Origin of the sequence: Chloroflexus sp. (genome assembly GCF_034431535.1) — a bacterium.
In the GTDB taxonomy this organism is placed as follows: Bacteria; Chloroflexota; Chloroflexia; order Chloroflexales; family Chloroflexaceae; genus Chloroflexus.
The window spans coordinates 33,424-49,504 of sequence record NZ_DAOUDC010000073.1 but is presented as its reverse complement, the minus strand read 5'-3'; the positions used below and the strand labels follow the sequence as shown (position 1 = coordinate 49,504).

The 16,081-nt window shown below is 60.6% G+C and carries 15 protein-coding genes; 4 read left to right on the top strand and 11 right to left on the bottom strand.

Annotation, left to right across the window (positions count from 1 at the left end; all coding sequences use genetic code 11):
* Positions 1 to 20: 20 nt before the first annotated feature.
* The 11 genes from U9R61_RS18170 to U9R61_RS18120 form a co-directional block, all read right to left on the bottom strand.
* Positions 21 to 1,124 (bottom strand): NHL repeat-containing protein, encoded by a 1,104-nt coding sequence (locus U9R61_RS18170; protein WP_322490230.1) that lies wholly within the window; start codon positions 1,122 to 1,124, stop codon positions 21 to 23.
* Positions 1,121 to 1,978, bottom strand: coding sequence for a NifU family protein (locus U9R61_RS18165; protein WP_322490229.1), 858 nt, complete (start codon positions 1,976 to 1,978; stop codon positions 1,121 to 1,123). Before U9R61_RS18165 ends, U9R61_RS18170 begins: the two co-directional genes overlap by 4 nt.
* 29 nt (positions 1,979 to 2,007) lie before the next feature.
* On the bottom strand, positions 2,008 to 2,367 hold the full coding sequence (locus U9R61_RS18160) for a hypothetical protein (RefSeq protein ID WP_322490228.1): 360 nt from the start codon (positions 2,365 to 2,367) through the stop codon (positions 2,008 to 2,010).
* Between the two features lie 207 nt (positions 2,368 to 2,574).
* Positions 2,575 to 3,798, bottom strand: coding sequence for a hypothetical protein (locus U9R61_RS18155; protein WP_322490227.1), 1,224 nt, complete (start codon positions 3,796 to 3,798; stop codon positions 2,575 to 2,577).
* Positions 3,795 to 4,106 (bottom strand): hydrogenase maturation protease, encoded by a 312-nt coding sequence (locus U9R61_RS18150; RefSeq protein ID WP_322490226.1) that lies wholly within the window; start codon positions 4,104 to 4,106, stop codon positions 3,795 to 3,797. The genes U9R61_RS18155 and U9R61_RS18150 overlap by 4 nt, the downstream gene beginning before the upstream one ends.
* Positions 4,087 to 4,608 carry a hydrogenase maturation protease gene (locus U9R61_RS18145; protein WP_322490225.1) on the bottom strand — a complete coding sequence of 174 codons (522 nt, stop codon included), beginning with the start codon at positions 4,606 to 4,608 and terminating at the stop codon, positions 4,087 to 4,089. The genes U9R61_RS18150 and U9R61_RS18145 overlap by 20 nt, the downstream gene beginning before the upstream one ends.
* Positions 4,609 to 4,780: 172 nt before the next feature.
* Positions 4,781 to 6,418: a nickel-dependent hydrogenase large subunit gene (locus tag U9R61_RS18140; protein ID WP_322490224.1), complete on the bottom strand. Its 1,638-nt coding sequence runs from the start codon at positions 6,416 to 6,418 to the stop codon at positions 4,781 to 4,783.
* A gap of 18 nt (positions 6,419 to 6,436) precedes the next feature.
* Positions 6,437 to 7,408, bottom strand: a complete 972-nt coding sequence (locus U9R61_RS18135; protein ID WP_322490223.1) for a hydrogenase — start codon at positions 7,406 to 7,408, stop codon at positions 6,437 to 6,439.
* A gap of 88 nt (positions 7,409 to 7,496) precedes the next feature.
* A complete protein-coding gene (gene hypB, locus U9R61_RS18130; protein WP_322490222.1) occupies positions 7,497 to 8,189 on the bottom strand; it encodes a hydrogenase nickel incorporation protein HypB in 693 nt (230 codons plus the stop codon).
* Positions 8,186 to 8,530 (bottom strand): hydrogenase maturation nickel metallochaperone HypA, encoded by a 345-nt coding sequence (gene hypA, locus U9R61_RS18125; RefSeq protein ID WP_322490221.1) that lies wholly within the window; start codon positions 8,528 to 8,530, stop codon positions 8,186 to 8,188. The genes hypB and hypA overlap by 4 nt, the downstream gene beginning before the upstream one ends.
* A 135-nt stretch (positions 8,531 to 8,665) precedes the next feature.
* Positions 8,666 to 9,529 carry a DUF1641 domain-containing protein gene (locus tag U9R61_RS18120; RefSeq protein WP_322490220.1) on the bottom strand — a complete coding sequence of 288 codons (864 nt, stop codon included), beginning with the start codon at positions 9,527 to 9,529 and terminating at the stop codon, positions 8,666 to 8,668.
* A 346-nt stretch (positions 9,530 to 9,875) separates the two neighbouring features.
* Here U9R61_RS18120 and hypF point away from each other — a divergent pair, with 346 nt between their 5' ends.
* From hypF to U9R61_RS18100, 4 genes are all read left to right on the top strand, one after another.
* Positions 9,876 to 12,353: a carbamoyltransferase HypF gene (gene hypF, locus U9R61_RS18115; protein ID WP_322490219.1), complete on the top strand. Its 2,478-nt coding sequence runs from the start codon at positions 9,876 to 9,878 to the stop codon at positions 12,351 to 12,353.
* 149 nt (positions 12,354 to 12,502) lie between these two features.
* A complete protein-coding gene (locus U9R61_RS18110) occupies positions 12,503 to 12,781 on the top strand; it encodes a hypothetical protein (protein WP_322490218.1) in 279 nt (92 codons plus the stop codon).
* Positions 12,768 to 13,208, top strand: coding sequence for a type II toxin-antitoxin system VapC family toxin (locus U9R61_RS18105; RefSeq protein WP_322490217.1), 441 nt, complete (start codon positions 12,768 to 12,770; stop codon positions 13,206 to 13,208). Before U9R61_RS18110 ends, U9R61_RS18105 begins: the two co-directional genes overlap by 14 nt.
* A gap of 153 nt (positions 13,209 to 13,361) precedes the next feature.
* Positions 13,362 to 15,989, top strand: coding sequence for an Eco57I restriction-modification methylase domain-containing protein (locus U9R61_RS18100; RefSeq protein WP_322490216.1), 2,628 nt, complete (start codon positions 13,362 to 13,364; stop codon positions 15,987 to 15,989).
* Positions 15,990 to 16,081 lie beyond the last annotated feature (92 nt).

The window sequence follows — 16,081 nt, the reverse complement described above, 5'->3', positions numbered from 1 at the left end:
TCCTTTGCGATTTGCGTTCCTTACACCTCCCAAATCAAGACCCGATTATTGCCTGAGTCGGCGATCGCCAACCACTGGCGATGCGCGCAGAGACCATAGGGCCAGCAGAGCGTATCGGGGCCGATGGCTTGCCAGCGGTTTTCGCCGCTATCGGCAAAATTGTATTGGCCGTAGACCGCTTGCGCCGGCAGGCCGGCGCCAGCACGCGGGATGGGTTGCCACCGCAGCACGCGATTGTTGGCGGTATCGGCCACGAACAACCGGTCGCCGGCGCAGGCTACCGCATACGGAAAGCGGAGCCGGTGCGCTCCCTGCGGTACGTGCGGTTGTTCAAACGCGCTCTGCATACTTGCTTGACCCAACACAAGATCGGCGGGCCGATCAGCCGTTGGCGGCGGCGTCCACCCCAAGACGCGATGGTTGCCGGCATCAGCGACATACAACGTTGCGCCATCGCCGGCGATGGCGTGCGGCCAACGAAAACTGTTGGCTGCCGGCGGGCCGCCGCGATTTTCGGCGTTGCTGCACGGATCGGGCTGGCCGAGAATGAGGTCGGGTGGTTGGCCGCGTTCCGGCAACCCATACCAACCCAGCACCCGCCGATTGCCGGTATCAGCAATATACAACCAGCCGTTGATCCACGCCACACCATACGGCCAGTAGAGCATCTGCGGGCCAACCGCACCGCCGCGGTTCGGCTCGATATCAAGCAACGACTCTTGCCCGATCACGCTATCGGGCGGCGTGCCGGATCGATCTGGGATGCGATGCCAACATAATACCCGATGATGCCACGCATCGGCAAGGTAGATTCTTCCTTCGGCAACCGTTACACCGGTGGGCAGATGGAAGCCATTGGCGGGGCCGTGACCGGATGCGTGCGGCCCTTCGTGGAAGAAATCGGGCTGGCCGAGCACGACATCAGCCGGTTGGTAATCGTGCGTTGGAAACTCGTGCCAGATTAAGACGCGATGGTTGCCCGAATCAACCACAATCAGCCGCTCGTCGTCGAGATAGACGCCGCGCGGCGCATAGAGATGGGCCGGCGTCGGGTTGGCCGCCGGCAGCGCCAAACCACCCGGCGCTGGCGCACCTAGCCAGCGGACTATCTTGCTTGCCATCATTGCGGTCGCACCCAAATGATGCCATCAACGACTCGGAGCGGAAACGGCTCAAGCTGCGCTTGCGGCGCAGTCAGGCACTCGCCGCTCTGGACATCGAAACAGAAGCCGTGCCACGGACAGGTCAGCGTGCCAGCGTCAGGATCAAGCATCCCGCCATCGAGCGGGCGGCCTTGATGGGCGCAAGCGTTGCGGTAGGCGCTCAGCCGGTTGGCCAGATTGACGATCAACACGCTGCCGCGTTCGCTGGCGAAGCTCACCATCTGGCCGGGTGGCACCTTGGCGACGGCGGGGCCGCGCACCCATCCCTTCTCGATGGCCGGTACTTCCTGCGCTTCGGCGCGGAGAATGGCCGGCGTCGCTTGATCGTTCACCACTTCAAGGCGAGTAATTTCCGGCACCTCGCGCAACAGCGCCTCTTCGACGTGTTTGCGCAAGGTAAAGGCCGAGAGCGAACAGCCGTTGCACGAGCCATGCAAGCGCACGTAAGCCACGCCGTCGCACACATCAACCAACTCGGCATCGCCGCCGTGCGACTGCATATACGGGCGCGCGCCGTCGAGCACGCGGCGGGCGCGGGTGAGCGGGTCGGCCCGCACAATGCCGTGCATCACTAGCAGCGCGTAGACAGCGGGGTCTTCGACCAGTTCGAGCAACAGCTCTTTGCCGCGCGGGTCTTGCTTGAGCCGGCGAACGATCGTGGTTAGGGCCAGTTTATGAAAAGCCTCGATCGCCTGCTTCAACTCGGTAGCGGCAGTCTGCGCCGCCGGTTCGAGCTTGGCGACGGCGGCCACCGCCGCATCAACCCGCGCAGCGGCTTGTTCGAGTTCATTGGCAACGGTGAGTGATTGGGTCATAGGCGTCTCGATATCTGGTCATCGTATTATCAACCGTATCCAATCATCTGCTCCAGCGCCTCTTCGCTGCGCAGCAGCAACAGCTCGGCGAACGCTTGGCGCGCCATCGTTTGCAGCATCGCTTCAATCTTGCCTGCCGGCGGTGAAGGCAGCGAGCGCCCGCTCAACGCTTGCAGGACAAAACACGCCCCTGCCGGATTATCGAGCAAAAAATCTTGGAAGATCGCCGTGACAAACCGATCAAGCCAAATGCCCTCGCCTTGCGGATCGGCGCGCAAGCGAGCTAACGCTGCTTCGGGGCCGGCGCAGCGCTCGACGATCCGTTCGACGAACCGTTCGGTTGCCATCATCAGCAGCAGATCAAATTGTTGGCGTTGGAATGCTTCCATACTCTTCTCAACCGAGAGACGAAAAGGGAGCAGAGACGCAGAGATTCTTAAACTCAGAGGCGCAGAGGTTTTGATTTGGAGGTTGGTCAATTAAGGAGGGTTTGTGGCAAAACCATAACAAACCTTTGCGTTCTTTGCGCCTTTGCGTTTATCATCCTCGCGTCTTTGCCCTCTTTGCGCCTGCCGGAGCCGGGCAGCCGTCCGGCTCTACTTTCCGACGGTCTCGTGCTGATCGATGTTTGCCAATAACTCGCGCACCGTCATTATCGCCGGCTCATCGCCGATCTGGGCAAAGAGGTGCTCGGCTTGCAGCAACCGCTCGCGGGCTTCGGCGAAGATGCCGAGATGGGCGAGGGCATTGCCCAGATTGGCCAAAATGCGGGCATAGCCAGCCGGATCGGCAGCCGAGTCGCGCCGCTGTAACAGGTCTTCGTAAATCGCCACCGCTTCGAGCAGATGCTCGGCTGGACGGGCCGAGTGAACGTATTGCAGCGCGTTCGCCAAATTGAGGCGGGCGCTCGTCCACTCATGCGGATGCTGGTCGGGATCGTAGACGCTGAGCGCCGCACGCAGCGCCTGCACCGCAATCGCGCCGCGCAACCGGTCGCCGGCTTCGGTCATCGGCATAGCGAGGTAGGCCAGCGCCAGATTGTTCTGGATGAAAGCAAACTCTAGCGGATGGGTCTCGCGCCGGTAGAAGCGCAGCGCCTCTTGGTAGCAGCGCACGGCAGCTTGCAACGGCCCGCGCTGGCCCTTGGCATGCTCTTGCAGCAGTTGGCCCAATTGCGCCGCCGCGCGGGCGCGCACTTCCGAGAGGCTTTCAGGCGGGATGTAGTCGATCGCTTGCTGCAACCAGCGTGTGATCAGCGCCAGCTCGCCGCCGTGCTGCATCGCAAGCTCAGCCCGGTTGAGCGCGATCTGGCCGGCCAGCGCCGGCGAGACGGGAGCAGCAGCCGCTATCGCCTCGGCAAAGTGCCGGTCAGCGGTAGGAATGTCACCCTGCTCGATCGCCGCTGCGGCGTGGGCAACCAGCACCAGCGCACGCACTTCACCAGTCGCGCTGGCGAGCGGCGGCGGTTCGCGACGATGGCCCATCGTAAACGCCGCCACCCCTTGCAAGCACGCCAGTTCGCCATCGAGCAGGGTATAGAGCGTCAAGTCATCAGCGTGGGAGCCAGCTAACACATAGCGGTTGTAGCGAGTCACGAGATCAGTGCTTGGCGGCAATGCCGCTAGCGCCGCGGTGACCTCGCCAGCCAGCGCATGAGCGTAGAATTGCCATTCCGGCGGCCATTCAGCCGGAATTTCGCCACGGAGCAGCGCGGCGAGTGCCGGGCCAGCGGCGAGATCATTACTCGGCGGTAAGACTAAATATCCAGCAGGAAGGGAAAAAATGCCTAACGGTTGCGGACGCACAATAAGATGACTCATAATGTATGCTCCGGTTCTGGCGACAGGGCTATGCGCAACACGCCGTGCTCTTCATCCCACACGGCACGGCGCGGGCCGGGCGGCGTTGCCGGCGGCAAGGCTTCCCAAATCAAGACACTCCGGTCGCCGCGGGCATTGCGTTGTTTCAGCAATAATCCGCCGGCTGCCGGCCCGCGCAACGGGGCCAGCCAAATCTCGCCAGCTCGCGGCAACGCCACCAGCAAATCAGTGGGAAAGTAGCGTTGCGCCAGCGCCGCCGGCAGATGCAAATAGCCTTGCGCCGTCAATTCAAGCAGCCAGCTCTCCATTGTCTCTGTCTTCATCAACGATGCGATGACCAAGATACGGCTGCCACGGGTTGCGGCTCAGGTGTTGGGCCAAATCCTCCATCCGTGCGGCAACCGCTGGGCTCAGCGGCGCGCCGATGGTGAAGTCGGTTCCCTCGATCAAATACACCTGCACTGAACGCGGGTACGCATCTTTGAGCAACCAGCGGCCAAACGCCAGCGCGTGATCCCAGCGAAACGCGTGCAGGTTAATGCCGGTCAGCGGCGGCAACTGCTCAACAACCGAACCCGGCACCGCATAAATGGTGCCGGGTTCGGCGCCGGTGCAGGCGGCGTCAACTAAAATCACGGTATCGATCCCGCGCATACGGAAGGCGACATCCATCCCGCTGGTGCCAGCATCGGCTACGCCAACACCGGGCGGCAGGCCAAGTTCGAGCAAGCGCCGCACTAACACCGGCCCGACCGCATCGTCGCCACGTAATAGGTTGCCACAACCGATGATCAGGAGTTGTTCTAGCATGACATAATGATCTAGCAATAAAGACGAGAGATTTGTCTTTTTGGAGTGCGGCAGTCTAACTGTCGCACTCCATAATCAGTAGGTCTATCACTCCAGCCTGAGCAACGCGGGTTCGTCTGCGCCGGCGATTGCCCCAACCACCGGCGCAGACGTCCTTGCGCGCTTGCCCCTGCTACGCGCCTTCACCAATGCGGAACCGCGCCAACTCTTTGCCGGTCTTTTCGTCGTAGGCATGCACTGTACAGACGAGGCACGAGTCATAGCTCCGCGCCACATGGCCGAGTTCGACCGGATCGTTGGGATCGGCAATCGGCGCGCCGAGGAAGGCTTGCTCCATTGGCCCGTTGACATCGCGGCCATCACGCGGCCCGATGTTCCACGCCGTCGGCGTCACCACCTGATAGTTCTCGATCTTGCCATCCTTAAGCACGATCCAGTCCGAGAGGCTGCCGCGAGCGGCTTCGGTCGAACCGAACCCACGCCCTTCGGGCAGCTCCTTCGGTTTGATATAAAACTTCTCGTGCAGATTGATCTGGTCAAGCCACTTGCGCACCAGCTTGTAATACTTGGGCGCTTCGTGCATCCGGGCCATCACCCGCACCAGCACACTCGGCCCGACCGTCGTCACTGCATCGAGGAAGAGCGGGTCGTAGTCTTGCCAATCGACGGCGCCAGGGCGACCTGCAATGACCTGCCGGGCCAACGGGCCGGCCTCGACCGGGTGACTGCCGACGCCGGGGATGAGGTAGCGCGGCGCTTTGGCCCACGTATACTTACCCTGCCGGCGGCCAACATCGGGATCGATCGGCTCGGTGCGCCCTTCAAATGGGTGCAGGGCATGGCTGCCCTCGTAGAACGAGTGGGTCACGTCTTCGCGCACGTTGGCCTGATCGAAATCGTAGAACTGGCCGTTGACATACACGCCGGAGCGCGCGATCAGCGCCGCGTTACGCCCCTCGATCGTCGGGCGGGCGTAGATTTCGGGGTGGAAATAGGTACCGGTGGCAATGTAGTTATTCCAACCGGCGCCATACTTGTCAAGACCAGCGGCCATCGCAAAACGGATGAAGAAGCCGCAGTCAGAGTTGTAGTGGCGCTCGTTCTCGTGCATCCACTCCATCACATCGGCCCAGCTCTTGTTCTGCAGCCAGCGATCGACTGAGCAACCGAGCCACTTCTTCTCCAGCCACTCATCCTTCCAGTATTCGAGGATGGCAATGGCGCGGGTGACATCAGACAGCGTCGGCGCGCACATCACGCCGCCGGGGATCATGAAGCTGGAGTGGGGCCACTGGCCGCCGAAGATGGCGTAAATCTCGACCGGCTTATTCGAGAGAGTCACGCCGTGCTCATAGCTCGTGCCGACAAAGGGGGCGAACCGGCGCACCGCCTCATCGTATTCGGGCAGGTGGGCGTACTTCTTGTTGGTCAGGTCGATCGCAAACAGGGCGTAGAACCAGCGCGGAATGCTTTGCAGCGTCTCGCAAGCTTGCGCAATATTGCGAATCAGGGTCGCATTGGACGGTAATTCAGTTTGCCATGCCGTATCGAGCGCATAGACCGCTTTGGTCAAGTGGCTGCCGCCGCAGATGCCGCAAATACGCGGCGTAACGATCAAGCCGGCCTGCGGATCCTTCCCCTTCAGAATGATCTCAAAGCCGCGAAACATCGAGGCCTCAGTCCATGCGCTGGTCACAACCCCATCGCGGATTGTGACCCGCAAGTCGAGGTCTCCCTCGACGCGGCCAAGCGGGCTGATGCGGAGATCGCGCCCGGTGATCGTTGCCGGATTCTCGATAATATTGACCATTCCCAGCTTCTCCCTAGCTTATACAACAAACATATCCTCTTTTGCCCACTTCGGTGCTGCCACCCGCGCCGCCGCCGCCAGTGCCATATAGCTGACCGGATCGGTGCCGGTTGGCACTTCCTTCGGAATCGCGCCGCTGATCTTTTGGGTCTTGAAGACCGTGCCGGGGGCTAGATCGAAGAAGGGGAACTCTGGCTCGGTGCAGCCGGTGCAGGGCATACCGGCGCGGGTCTTCGATGACTGCCGATTCCAGAGGATGCGATTGCAGGGCGAGCGGGTCATCGGGCCGCGGCAGCCAAACTCGTAGAAGAGGCAGCCGGTGCGGGTGCCCTGCCCAAATTCGAGCGTCGATTGCTTGTACTCAAAGAACTGCACGCGGGTGCAGCCGGTTTGGGTGAAGCTGGTGAAGAAGGTCTGCGGACGCTGCAAGTCATCGAGCGCGATGTCACCAGCGCGACCACTGGCGACGGCAACCAGAATCTGCGTCACCCAGTCGGGGTGGGCAGGGCAGCCAGGAATATTGATCACCGGCAAGCCGGCCTTCGAACGCCAGTTCGGGCCGAGGAAGCCGCCGAGTTCGCGCTTGTGGAACTGGAGACCGGTGGACTGGCTGGGGTTTGGAGCCATAGCCGGGATGCCGCCCCAGCAGGCGCAATCGCCGATTGCGACCACAATGCTGGCCTGCGCAGCCAACTCGCGCACCCACTCTTGCATTGGGCGATCAGCGAACATGTTGTAGCGGCCAGTGCCGTTAGGCGCCTGTATCACCGACCCTTCAAAGACAAAGATATCGAGCGGGCGAGCGCCATTGGCGCAATCGTGGAAAATCCGCTTCGCGTTTTCGCCCAACTCCATGCCTAACGAAGGGTGCCAGAGGATCTCGATGCCGAAATCGGTCACGAGATCGCAGGCGCTGGGTTCCTCGGCGTTTAGGAACGACATCGTGTTGCCGCTACAGGCGCCACCCTGCAGCCAGAGCAATGTTGCCATCGAATCGCCTCCTTATGGTCTCCCTCACATACAACAAACCTTGGTCAAAACGCAACCCAAGAGCAGTGCTGCACTTTTGTTCCCGATATCAACCACTGTTACGCCGATGTCCCATTTGCGTCTTGATGCGCTCGCGCAGCCATGCCAGCCACTCAGCGAGACCGTCTTCACGGCGGGCCGAGGTGGCAATGATCGGTGCGAGCGGGTTGACCGCGCGGATGTTTTCTTCGGCTTGGGCGCGATCAAACCCCACCGGCTCGGCCAGATCCATCTTGGTCAACAGCACCGCATCAGCGGTCGCAAAGGTTGATGGATACTTCAGCGGTTTATCTTCACCCTCAGTGGTTGACAACAACACGACCCGCGCCGCTTCGCCGAGGTCGTAGCCTGATGGGCAGACCAGATTACCGACATTCTCGATAAACAGGAGATCAATCTCGTTCAAATCCCAACCTTCGAGATGGCGGGCCACAATATCGGCCTCAAGATGGCACATATCGCCGGTCTGGATCTGGCGCACCAAACCGCCGCTGCGCGCTAGCCGGCGGGCGTCGTTGTCGGTGGCAAGGTCGCCGACCAACGCCGCTACCCGATACTCGGCCAGCAGCGCGCGCATCGTTGCCTCGAGCAGGCTGGTCTTGCCGGCGCCGGGGCTCGAGAGCAGATTGACCACAAATACACCCGCCGCGTGAAAGCGGCTGCGCAGCTCGGCGGCGAGTTGATCGTTCTTGCTCAATACACCTTGTCGAATCTCGATTAACCGTTTAGCTTCGTAACTCATGGCGTCTCCAATGCTACCAATTCCAATTCGCGCCCGTGAACGATCTGGCCGGAAGGCTGGCCGCACTGCGGGCAACGGAACAAGCGCGGGTTTGGTAAGGTTACTTCGGTGTTGCAGGTGGGGCAAAAGACCGTCACCGGCACCTCTTCAATAATCAATTCGGCGTTAGCTAGCGGTGTACCTTCAGCGGCAATCGCAAAACTAAACCGGAGCGCATCGGCGACTACGCCGGCCAGCGCGCCAATCCGCAAATGGACGGCGCTGATCTCTTCGGCGCCGGCTTCAGCAGCGGCAGCACTGGCGATATTGACGATGTTGTACGCAATCGATAACTCATGCATAGGGTTTGAACGTACAGGCGCAGAGTGAGCAAAGACGGTTAACGCAAAGGCGCGAAGATCGCAGAGATGTTTTGGGTTTTGGCTTAAGAATCGCAATACTCTTACTCAACAAACCCTTTGCGTCTTAACGTCCCTTTACTTCAACGAACTACCGAACCGGCGGCCAAATTCGACAATCAGGCCGGCGGCGCGCTGCACATCGGGATCGCGCAAGGCGCGGAGCAGGCCAAACAGACCAACCGGCTTGGGCAACTGGCGCAGCGCCGCGCGGCTGGCAACGAAGGCATCGCCGGCTTCGCCGACCAGTTGGACGGTATCGGGATGAAAAACGCCGGAGTCAAGCAGAGCATCGAACTCTTCGGAAGCGATAAACGGTTCGATCTTCTCGATCACGCGGATAAAGTTGGGCGCCACTGCCACGAGGCGCGGGAAGTAGGGCAAGAAGGCGAGCAGCGCATCGATCAGCTTGTCGGGCGTAATTGCGCTGGTAGCCATCACCGCGCGCAGCTCTTCGACTGAACTACGGACATTCTCGGTCAGCTCATCGCCGCGCGCCAACAGGTGATCAAGCGCGCTGACGAGGAAGGCGAGCAACTCGCTCTGGCCGAGCAACCGGTCAAGCGCCGCGAGGGTTTGCGGTTTGCTGAGGGTGACAAGCAAGCGTTGAAAGGCCGGTTGGCCGGTGAGCGTGGCCAGTTGCTCAACCGTATCGGTCAACTGCGGCAGCGTGCGCGCCAGCCGCACCAATTGGCCGGCCAATTCACCGCTCTCCGCCGGCAGCGCCGCGCGCAGTTCTTGCACGCTGGCTGCTACATTATCAGCGATCACTTCACCGCGTTGCAACAGGCTATCAACTGCGCCGGCGGAAAAGGCCAGCAGTTCAGCGTGGTCAAGCAAACGGTGTAACGCGGCAGCCGTCTGCGGTTCGTTGAGCCGGTCGAGTAACGCGGCGGCGTTCAGCGGACGGTCGGCATACGTGGCGGCGCCATTGCTGCTCATTGCGTTCCTCATGCAAGGGTGACAGTAGCGAAACCAAATTCAAATTCACAAACACACTGCGACGAGCAAAAGCCTGAAGTGTGGCGGCTTGGCCGGTAGTGATACGTAAAACGTGATTGTTGGTACGAATTATAGCGGTCACGAATCATTAACGTCAAGTGATAACTTCATAACCTTTGGTTATGATAGCGGTGCAAGTGTTCGGGATCATCTTGTGCAAAATGGGGATGCGTGCTACAGTGATAGCGCAAGTGACGTTGCATTAAAATGTTGGGATCGCAACGGCAGCCGGCGAGGTGGAAAGACGTCTAGTAGTTGTGTGATTGTGTTTTAACTAAACATAACAATGACAGAACAAACGATAACCAACCCCCAGCAGCGACGCTGGCGGGTCAATGTGCGCGGGATTGTGCAGGGGGTCGGCTTCCGGCCCTTTGTGTTTAGCTTGGCTGAACGCTGGCGGCTGGCCGGGTTTGTGCGCAACGATAGCGCCGGCGTGACAATTGAGATCGAGGGTGAGGAATGTGCGCTGCACGAGTTTGTGACGGCATTGCAACACGAAGCGCCGCCGCTGGCTCGCATCGAGCAAGTGAGCATCGAGTCGTTATCATTATTGGGTGAGCGCACGTTTGTGATCGCGGCCAGCCAAGCACAGACCCAACGTCGCACGTTGATCGCGCCTGATACTGCTACCTGTGCTGATTGCCTGCGCGAGATCACCGATCCCGCCGACCGGCGCTATCGTTATGCCTTTACTAACTGCACCAACTGTGGCCCCCGCTTTACGATCGTGCTCGATGTGCCCTACGACCGCGCCAATACCACGATGCGCCGCTTTCCGCTCTGCGCACGGTGCCGGGCCGAATACAACGATCCGCGCGATCGCCGGTTTCACGCCCAGCCGACCGCGTGCCCGGCGTGCGGGCCGCAGGTGCGGTTTGCGCGGGGGGTGGGGAGTGGGGAGATAGGGACAAAGGAACACCCTCATGTGCTTGGAGAGGAACAGCCCTCACCCCCAACCCTTCTCCCCGCCGGCGGGGAGAGGGGAGCAACTGGGGTATCGGTTGAGCAATTCACGGTTGGCGAGGTTGGCGCTGCGGAGTCGTCTTCCTCGGATCCGCTGGGAGCAGTGGCGGCGGCTTTGGCGCAGGGCCAGATCGTGGCAATCAAGGGGTTGGGCGGCTACCATTTAGCCTGTGCCGCCGATGACGAAGCGGCGGTGAGCCGGTTGCGTCAGCGCAAGCAGCGCGAGGCGCGGCCATTGGCCTTGATGGCCCGTGATGAAGCAACGGCTGAGCAATTGTGCATCATCGAACCAGCAGCGCGCGCGTTGCTGACTAGTCCAGCCCACCCGATCGTGCTGATGCCGCGCCGGCCTAGCACGCCGGTGGCACCATCGGTTGCGCCGGGAATGCAGACGCTGGGGGTGATGTTACCGTACACGCCGTTGCATCATCTGCTGCTGGCTGAATACGCGGCAGCGGTCGGGCCGGCGCGGGTGGCGGCCATCGTGCTGACCAGCGGCAATCTGAGCGATGAGCCGATTGCATATGAGGATGATGATGCGGCGCAACGGTTAGGGCCGATTGCCGATGCTTTCTTAACGCACAACCGGCCCATTCACATGCGCTGTGACGATAGCGTGGCACGGGTGGCCGCCGGCGGGCCACTGCTCATTCGCCGCTCGCGCGGGTATGCGCCGGCGCCGATCACGCTCGCTCGCGAACTGCCCCGCCCGCTCCTCGCCTGTGGTGGCCATCTCAAGAACACTTTCGCACTCGCCCGCGGGCGCGAGGTCTTTCTTAGCCATCACATCGGTGATCTTGAGAATCTGCCTACTCTGCGCTCATTCCACGAGGGGATTGCCCATTTTCAACGATTGTTTGATATCACGCCGGAGGTGGTGGCTTACGATCTGCACCCCGGTTATCTCGCCACCCAAGCGGCGCTGGCAATGCCGATCGAGCGCAAAATCGGTGTACAGCACCATCATGCCCATATCGCGGCGGTACTGGCCGAATACGGCCACGCCGGGCCGGTGATCGGGGTTGCCGCCGATGGCAGCGGCTACGGGCCGGACGGTACGGTGTGGGGGGGTGAGATGCTAATAGCGACCTGCACCGCCTACGAACGAGTGGGGCATCTAGGGTGGCTGGTCTTGCCCGGCGGCGAGCAAGCGGTGCGCCAGCCGTGGCGGGTGGCAGCGGCGGCGCTAGCTCAGCTCTACGGCCCTGATTTCTGGCGGCTGGCATTGCCGTTTACCCAACAGCTCGATCAGGCGGCATGGCAGGTGCTGGCCCGGATGATTGAACGGAACCTCAATAGTCCACGCACCTCAAGCCTTGGCCGGCTGTTCGATGCCGCCGCCGCACTGGCCGGGATGGGCCAGATTGCCCGTTACGAAGGCGAGCTGGCCATTCTCTTCGAGCAGATTGCCGATCCGCAGCAGCCGCCCTATCCCATGCCGCTGCGTGAGCCAGTCACTGCCGGCGAGCCGTTCATGCTCGACGGATTGGCGTTGCTGGCGGCGCTGGTCGATGATCTGCGGGCCGGGGTTGCACCGGCAGCGATCGCGGGCCGGGTGCATCACGGCGTGGCGCAGGCGCTCTTGACGGCGTGCCGGCGGCTACGCGACGAGCGCGGTCTTACAATCGTCGCTCTCAGCGGCGGCGTGTTTCAAAATGTCTTGCTGCTAGAGACGCTGACCAATGCGTTGCAAGCCGATGGCTTCACTGTGCTGATCCCGCGCCTTGCCCCGCCGAACGATGGCGGATTGGCGTTGGGTCAAGTGGCGGTGGCCGGGGCGATTTGTGGGATGGAATAGCCACAAAAAGACGCAAAGGGAATAGCCGCGAAAAGATACAAACAACACAAGTGGGATGAAGGTAAGCGCTAGAGTCGCCTTCTTCCCTCTGCGGTCAACTACACCGCCGTGCGCTACAATACTGGCATCTCGCTGAAAGGATCACACCGATGCCTGTGACTCTCGCCGAAGTACAGCAACTGGCCGAACAGCTCACTCCCGCCGAACAGGCCCAGCTCATTGCGGATCTGGCCCGGCGGTTGGCGGCCACACTGCCTGCCACACCTGCAAAAACCGGCGCCGGCGCCGATCCGTGGACGAAACTGGCGTCGTTTTGGCGTGAAATGGAAACGCTGGCGCCCTCTAGCCCTGATCCGTCCGAGCAATTGCTTTCTGATCGCCGCAGCCGCCAACAGATGATCGAGGGTTCTGACCATGTTCACACTTGATGCCAGTGTCTTGATGCGCCGGATCAACGCAAAAGACCCGGCGGCGATCGTGTGCGATGAATTACTAGAAGTGATCCGGATGAAAGCGATCCCTTTGGTCGAACCCTTGTTGGTGCTGCCGGAAGTGGCCAGCGCATTTAGTCGCTTCTTCCACGATCCAATGCAGGGTAGGGTCTACGCCGACCTATTGCGCGATCTGCCTCATACCACGTATGTTCCGCTCGATACGGCATTGGCGCAAGCCGCCGCCGAGTTGGCAGCCGATCGCTTTCTGCGTGGCACTGATGCAGTCTACGCGGCGGTTGCGCAGCGCTACGGCACAACGTTGGTCAGTCTCGATGACGAGCATCATCGTTGTCTGGGCGGGGTGATTGCCGTGCAAACGCCAGCGGCGGCGCTGGCAACAATTGTGGCGGATCCGTTTTGAGGGTAATATTGCGCGAGTGCGGGGATGGGGCGGTTTGATTGGTTGGGGTGCGGTTGCTGGTGTGGTCTTTGATGACAATAATTGATCAGGAGCCGCACGGCGATGCGGCTCTACGGTTGCAGGCGAATACTGCATTTGGCAAACTCTAACATCATGCGCATCACCATCACTCCCTCAGCGCGGGTCACGCACCACCCGCAGGTTGAGCAGATTATTAAACGCTTCTACGCTGAATGCAAGCAGCACCACGACGCCTTTCAGGCCATTGTGCGCGGCATTCCCGCCGAAAGCGACCGACGCTGGTATGCCTCGGTGATGCTGAATCGCTTGCTGTTTATCGCTTTTCTGCAAGCGAAAGGCTGTTTGAACCAGAACCGCGAGTATCTCCGGGAGCGTCTGGCGTGGAGTAAGGAGCATCTGGGGCCGGATCGCTATTATCGCGACGTATTGCACGCACTTTTTTTCGAGGGCTTTGCTCGCCCGCTGGCCCAGCGCACCCCGGAAGTTCAGCGGATGCTGGGTACAATCCCTTATCTCAATGGCGGCTTGTTTGCACCGCATCCGTTAGAGGAGCAGTATGGCGCTGCGCTGGATATTCCTGACAGTGCGTTTGAGCGGTTGTTTGCGTTTTTCAGCGGTTGGCGGTGGCATCTGAGCGAGCGACCCGGCACAAGTGACCGCGAGATCGACCCCGATGTGTTGGGGTATATCTTTGAACAGTACATTAATCAAAAGCAGATGGGAGCCTACTATACCCGCGATGACATCACCGGCTACATCTGCCGCGCGACCATCATCCCAGCGCTGTTCGACAAAGCTGGCCTATCGCTCGCGCCGCTCCGATTGGCGCAGACGATCACAACCTACCTCTACCCGGCGCTGAAACAGGCTGAGCCGTTGCCAAACGAAACTGCGCGCGAGCAGGCGCAGCGGCGCGCACGGGTGGCGGCGATTGAGGCCGCGGCGGCGGCGGGCCAGATCACGACGATCAACGACGCGGTGACGGCGAATCTCGATCTTGAAGCGTTGCTGCTCGACCTCATCCGGCTGCTCGATGCGCCCAAAGTGTACGCACTCTACACCGCCTTGGCCGGCGATCCGGCACAGGGCCGGTTGCCGCTCAGCGTGCTCGATCCGACCGCCGGTTCCGGCGCGTTTCTGTTAGCGGCGCTGCGGGTGCTCAAGCCGATCTATGCCGCCGTGCTCGACCGGATGGACGAACTGGTGGAGTTGAAGCAGACAGCGGGCTTGCCGTTGCGCACGGTGGTGGCGGAAGCAGATGGGCACGCGAACCGGGACTACTTCATTACCAAGAGCATCGTTGTGCGCAACCTCTACGGTGTTGATCTGATGGCCGAAGCGGTTGAGATCAGCAAGTTGCGGCTGTTTCTCCGCATGGTGGCTGACCTCGACGATGTAAGTCACATTGAACCGTTGCCGGATATCGATTTCAACCTGCGAGCCGGCAATGCGCTGGTCGGGTATGCGCAGCCGGAGGAGATTGGCTCGGCTGCGCCTGAGCTGCTGGACGAGCTACAGGCCGTGCAGTGCGAGTTGGCGGCGTATCGCGCCGCGCAGCTTCGCTTTAACCTCGATCCGGCGGATGGGAGCGTGACGCGCCGGCGCCTGCGCGAACGGCTTGACCAGCTCAATGCGCAACTCGACCGCGACTTGGCTCAGAGCGGCCAGCTCTGGCGATTGCCCGCCGGCGGCTACAACACCCAGCCGCTGCACTGGTTTACCGCGTTTTACGACATCCTCGCCGGTGGCGGGTTTGAAGTGATTGTGGGCAATCCGCCCTATGTCGCCTATAGCAAGGTGCGGCATGAGTATCGGGTGGCGGGGTACATCACCGAAGATGGCGGCAATCTCTATGCGTTGGTCATCGAACGCGCATTGAGGTTGTTAGCGAAACGAGGCCGCTTTGGCATGATCGTACCCATCGCCGCTATATCGACAGATAGCATGCACTCGTTACAGCGCCTCTACCGCGCCTACACCCAATGGCACAGCAACTACGCGGTGCGGCCCGGCAAACTCTTTGCCGGGGTTGATATGAACCTCACGATTACCCTGCTCCAGCACGCTGAAACTGAACCAACCGTCTACACCACGTCTTACTACCGTTGGTTGAGCGGCGTACACAGCGACCGGCCCTTCTTGTTTGAAAAGCTGGCGTACTGCCGGTGGGACGGCATAGCAGGCCATGCGAATCCGTTGCCCAAGATTGGCGCGCCGATCGAGATCAAGATACTGGCAAAAATGCATGCGCACCAGCGCAAACTGAAAGATTTCGTGGTGGCAGACGGCGTAGCGGTCTATTATCATTCCGGCGGGCGATACTGGCGCAAAGCATTACTGGAAAAACTATCGTCACACTACAAACTGATTGTGGTGCCTGCCCACCTTCGTCCGGTGGTCGTGGGGTTATTGAATAGCCAACTCTTTTATTGGTATTGGATTATCAATTCAAATTGTATGGATGTGGTCGCGCGCGAAGTGTGGGAACTGCCGGTATTTGATTTTCATCAAATTGACATAAATATATATCAAGAACTCGAACAAGCCTTGCTGGCAGTGTACGCCGCGCACCGCACCACCCGGCTGCGGCGCGGGACGATCATTCAGACGAGCGAGATCAATGTGGATGTGGCGCAGGCGAAACCGATCCTCGACCGGATTGACCGCGCGTTAGCGACGCATTACGGCTTCACCGATGCGGAGTTGGATTTTATCATCCATTACGACATCAAATACCGTATGGGCGGTGATAACCAGTAGCGCCGCACAGTGGTGCGGCTTTACAGTTTATTCAGCACGATAGTGACAAAACTGTCATCAGATTTCTCGTTTGAGCCAACATTGCCTTAACA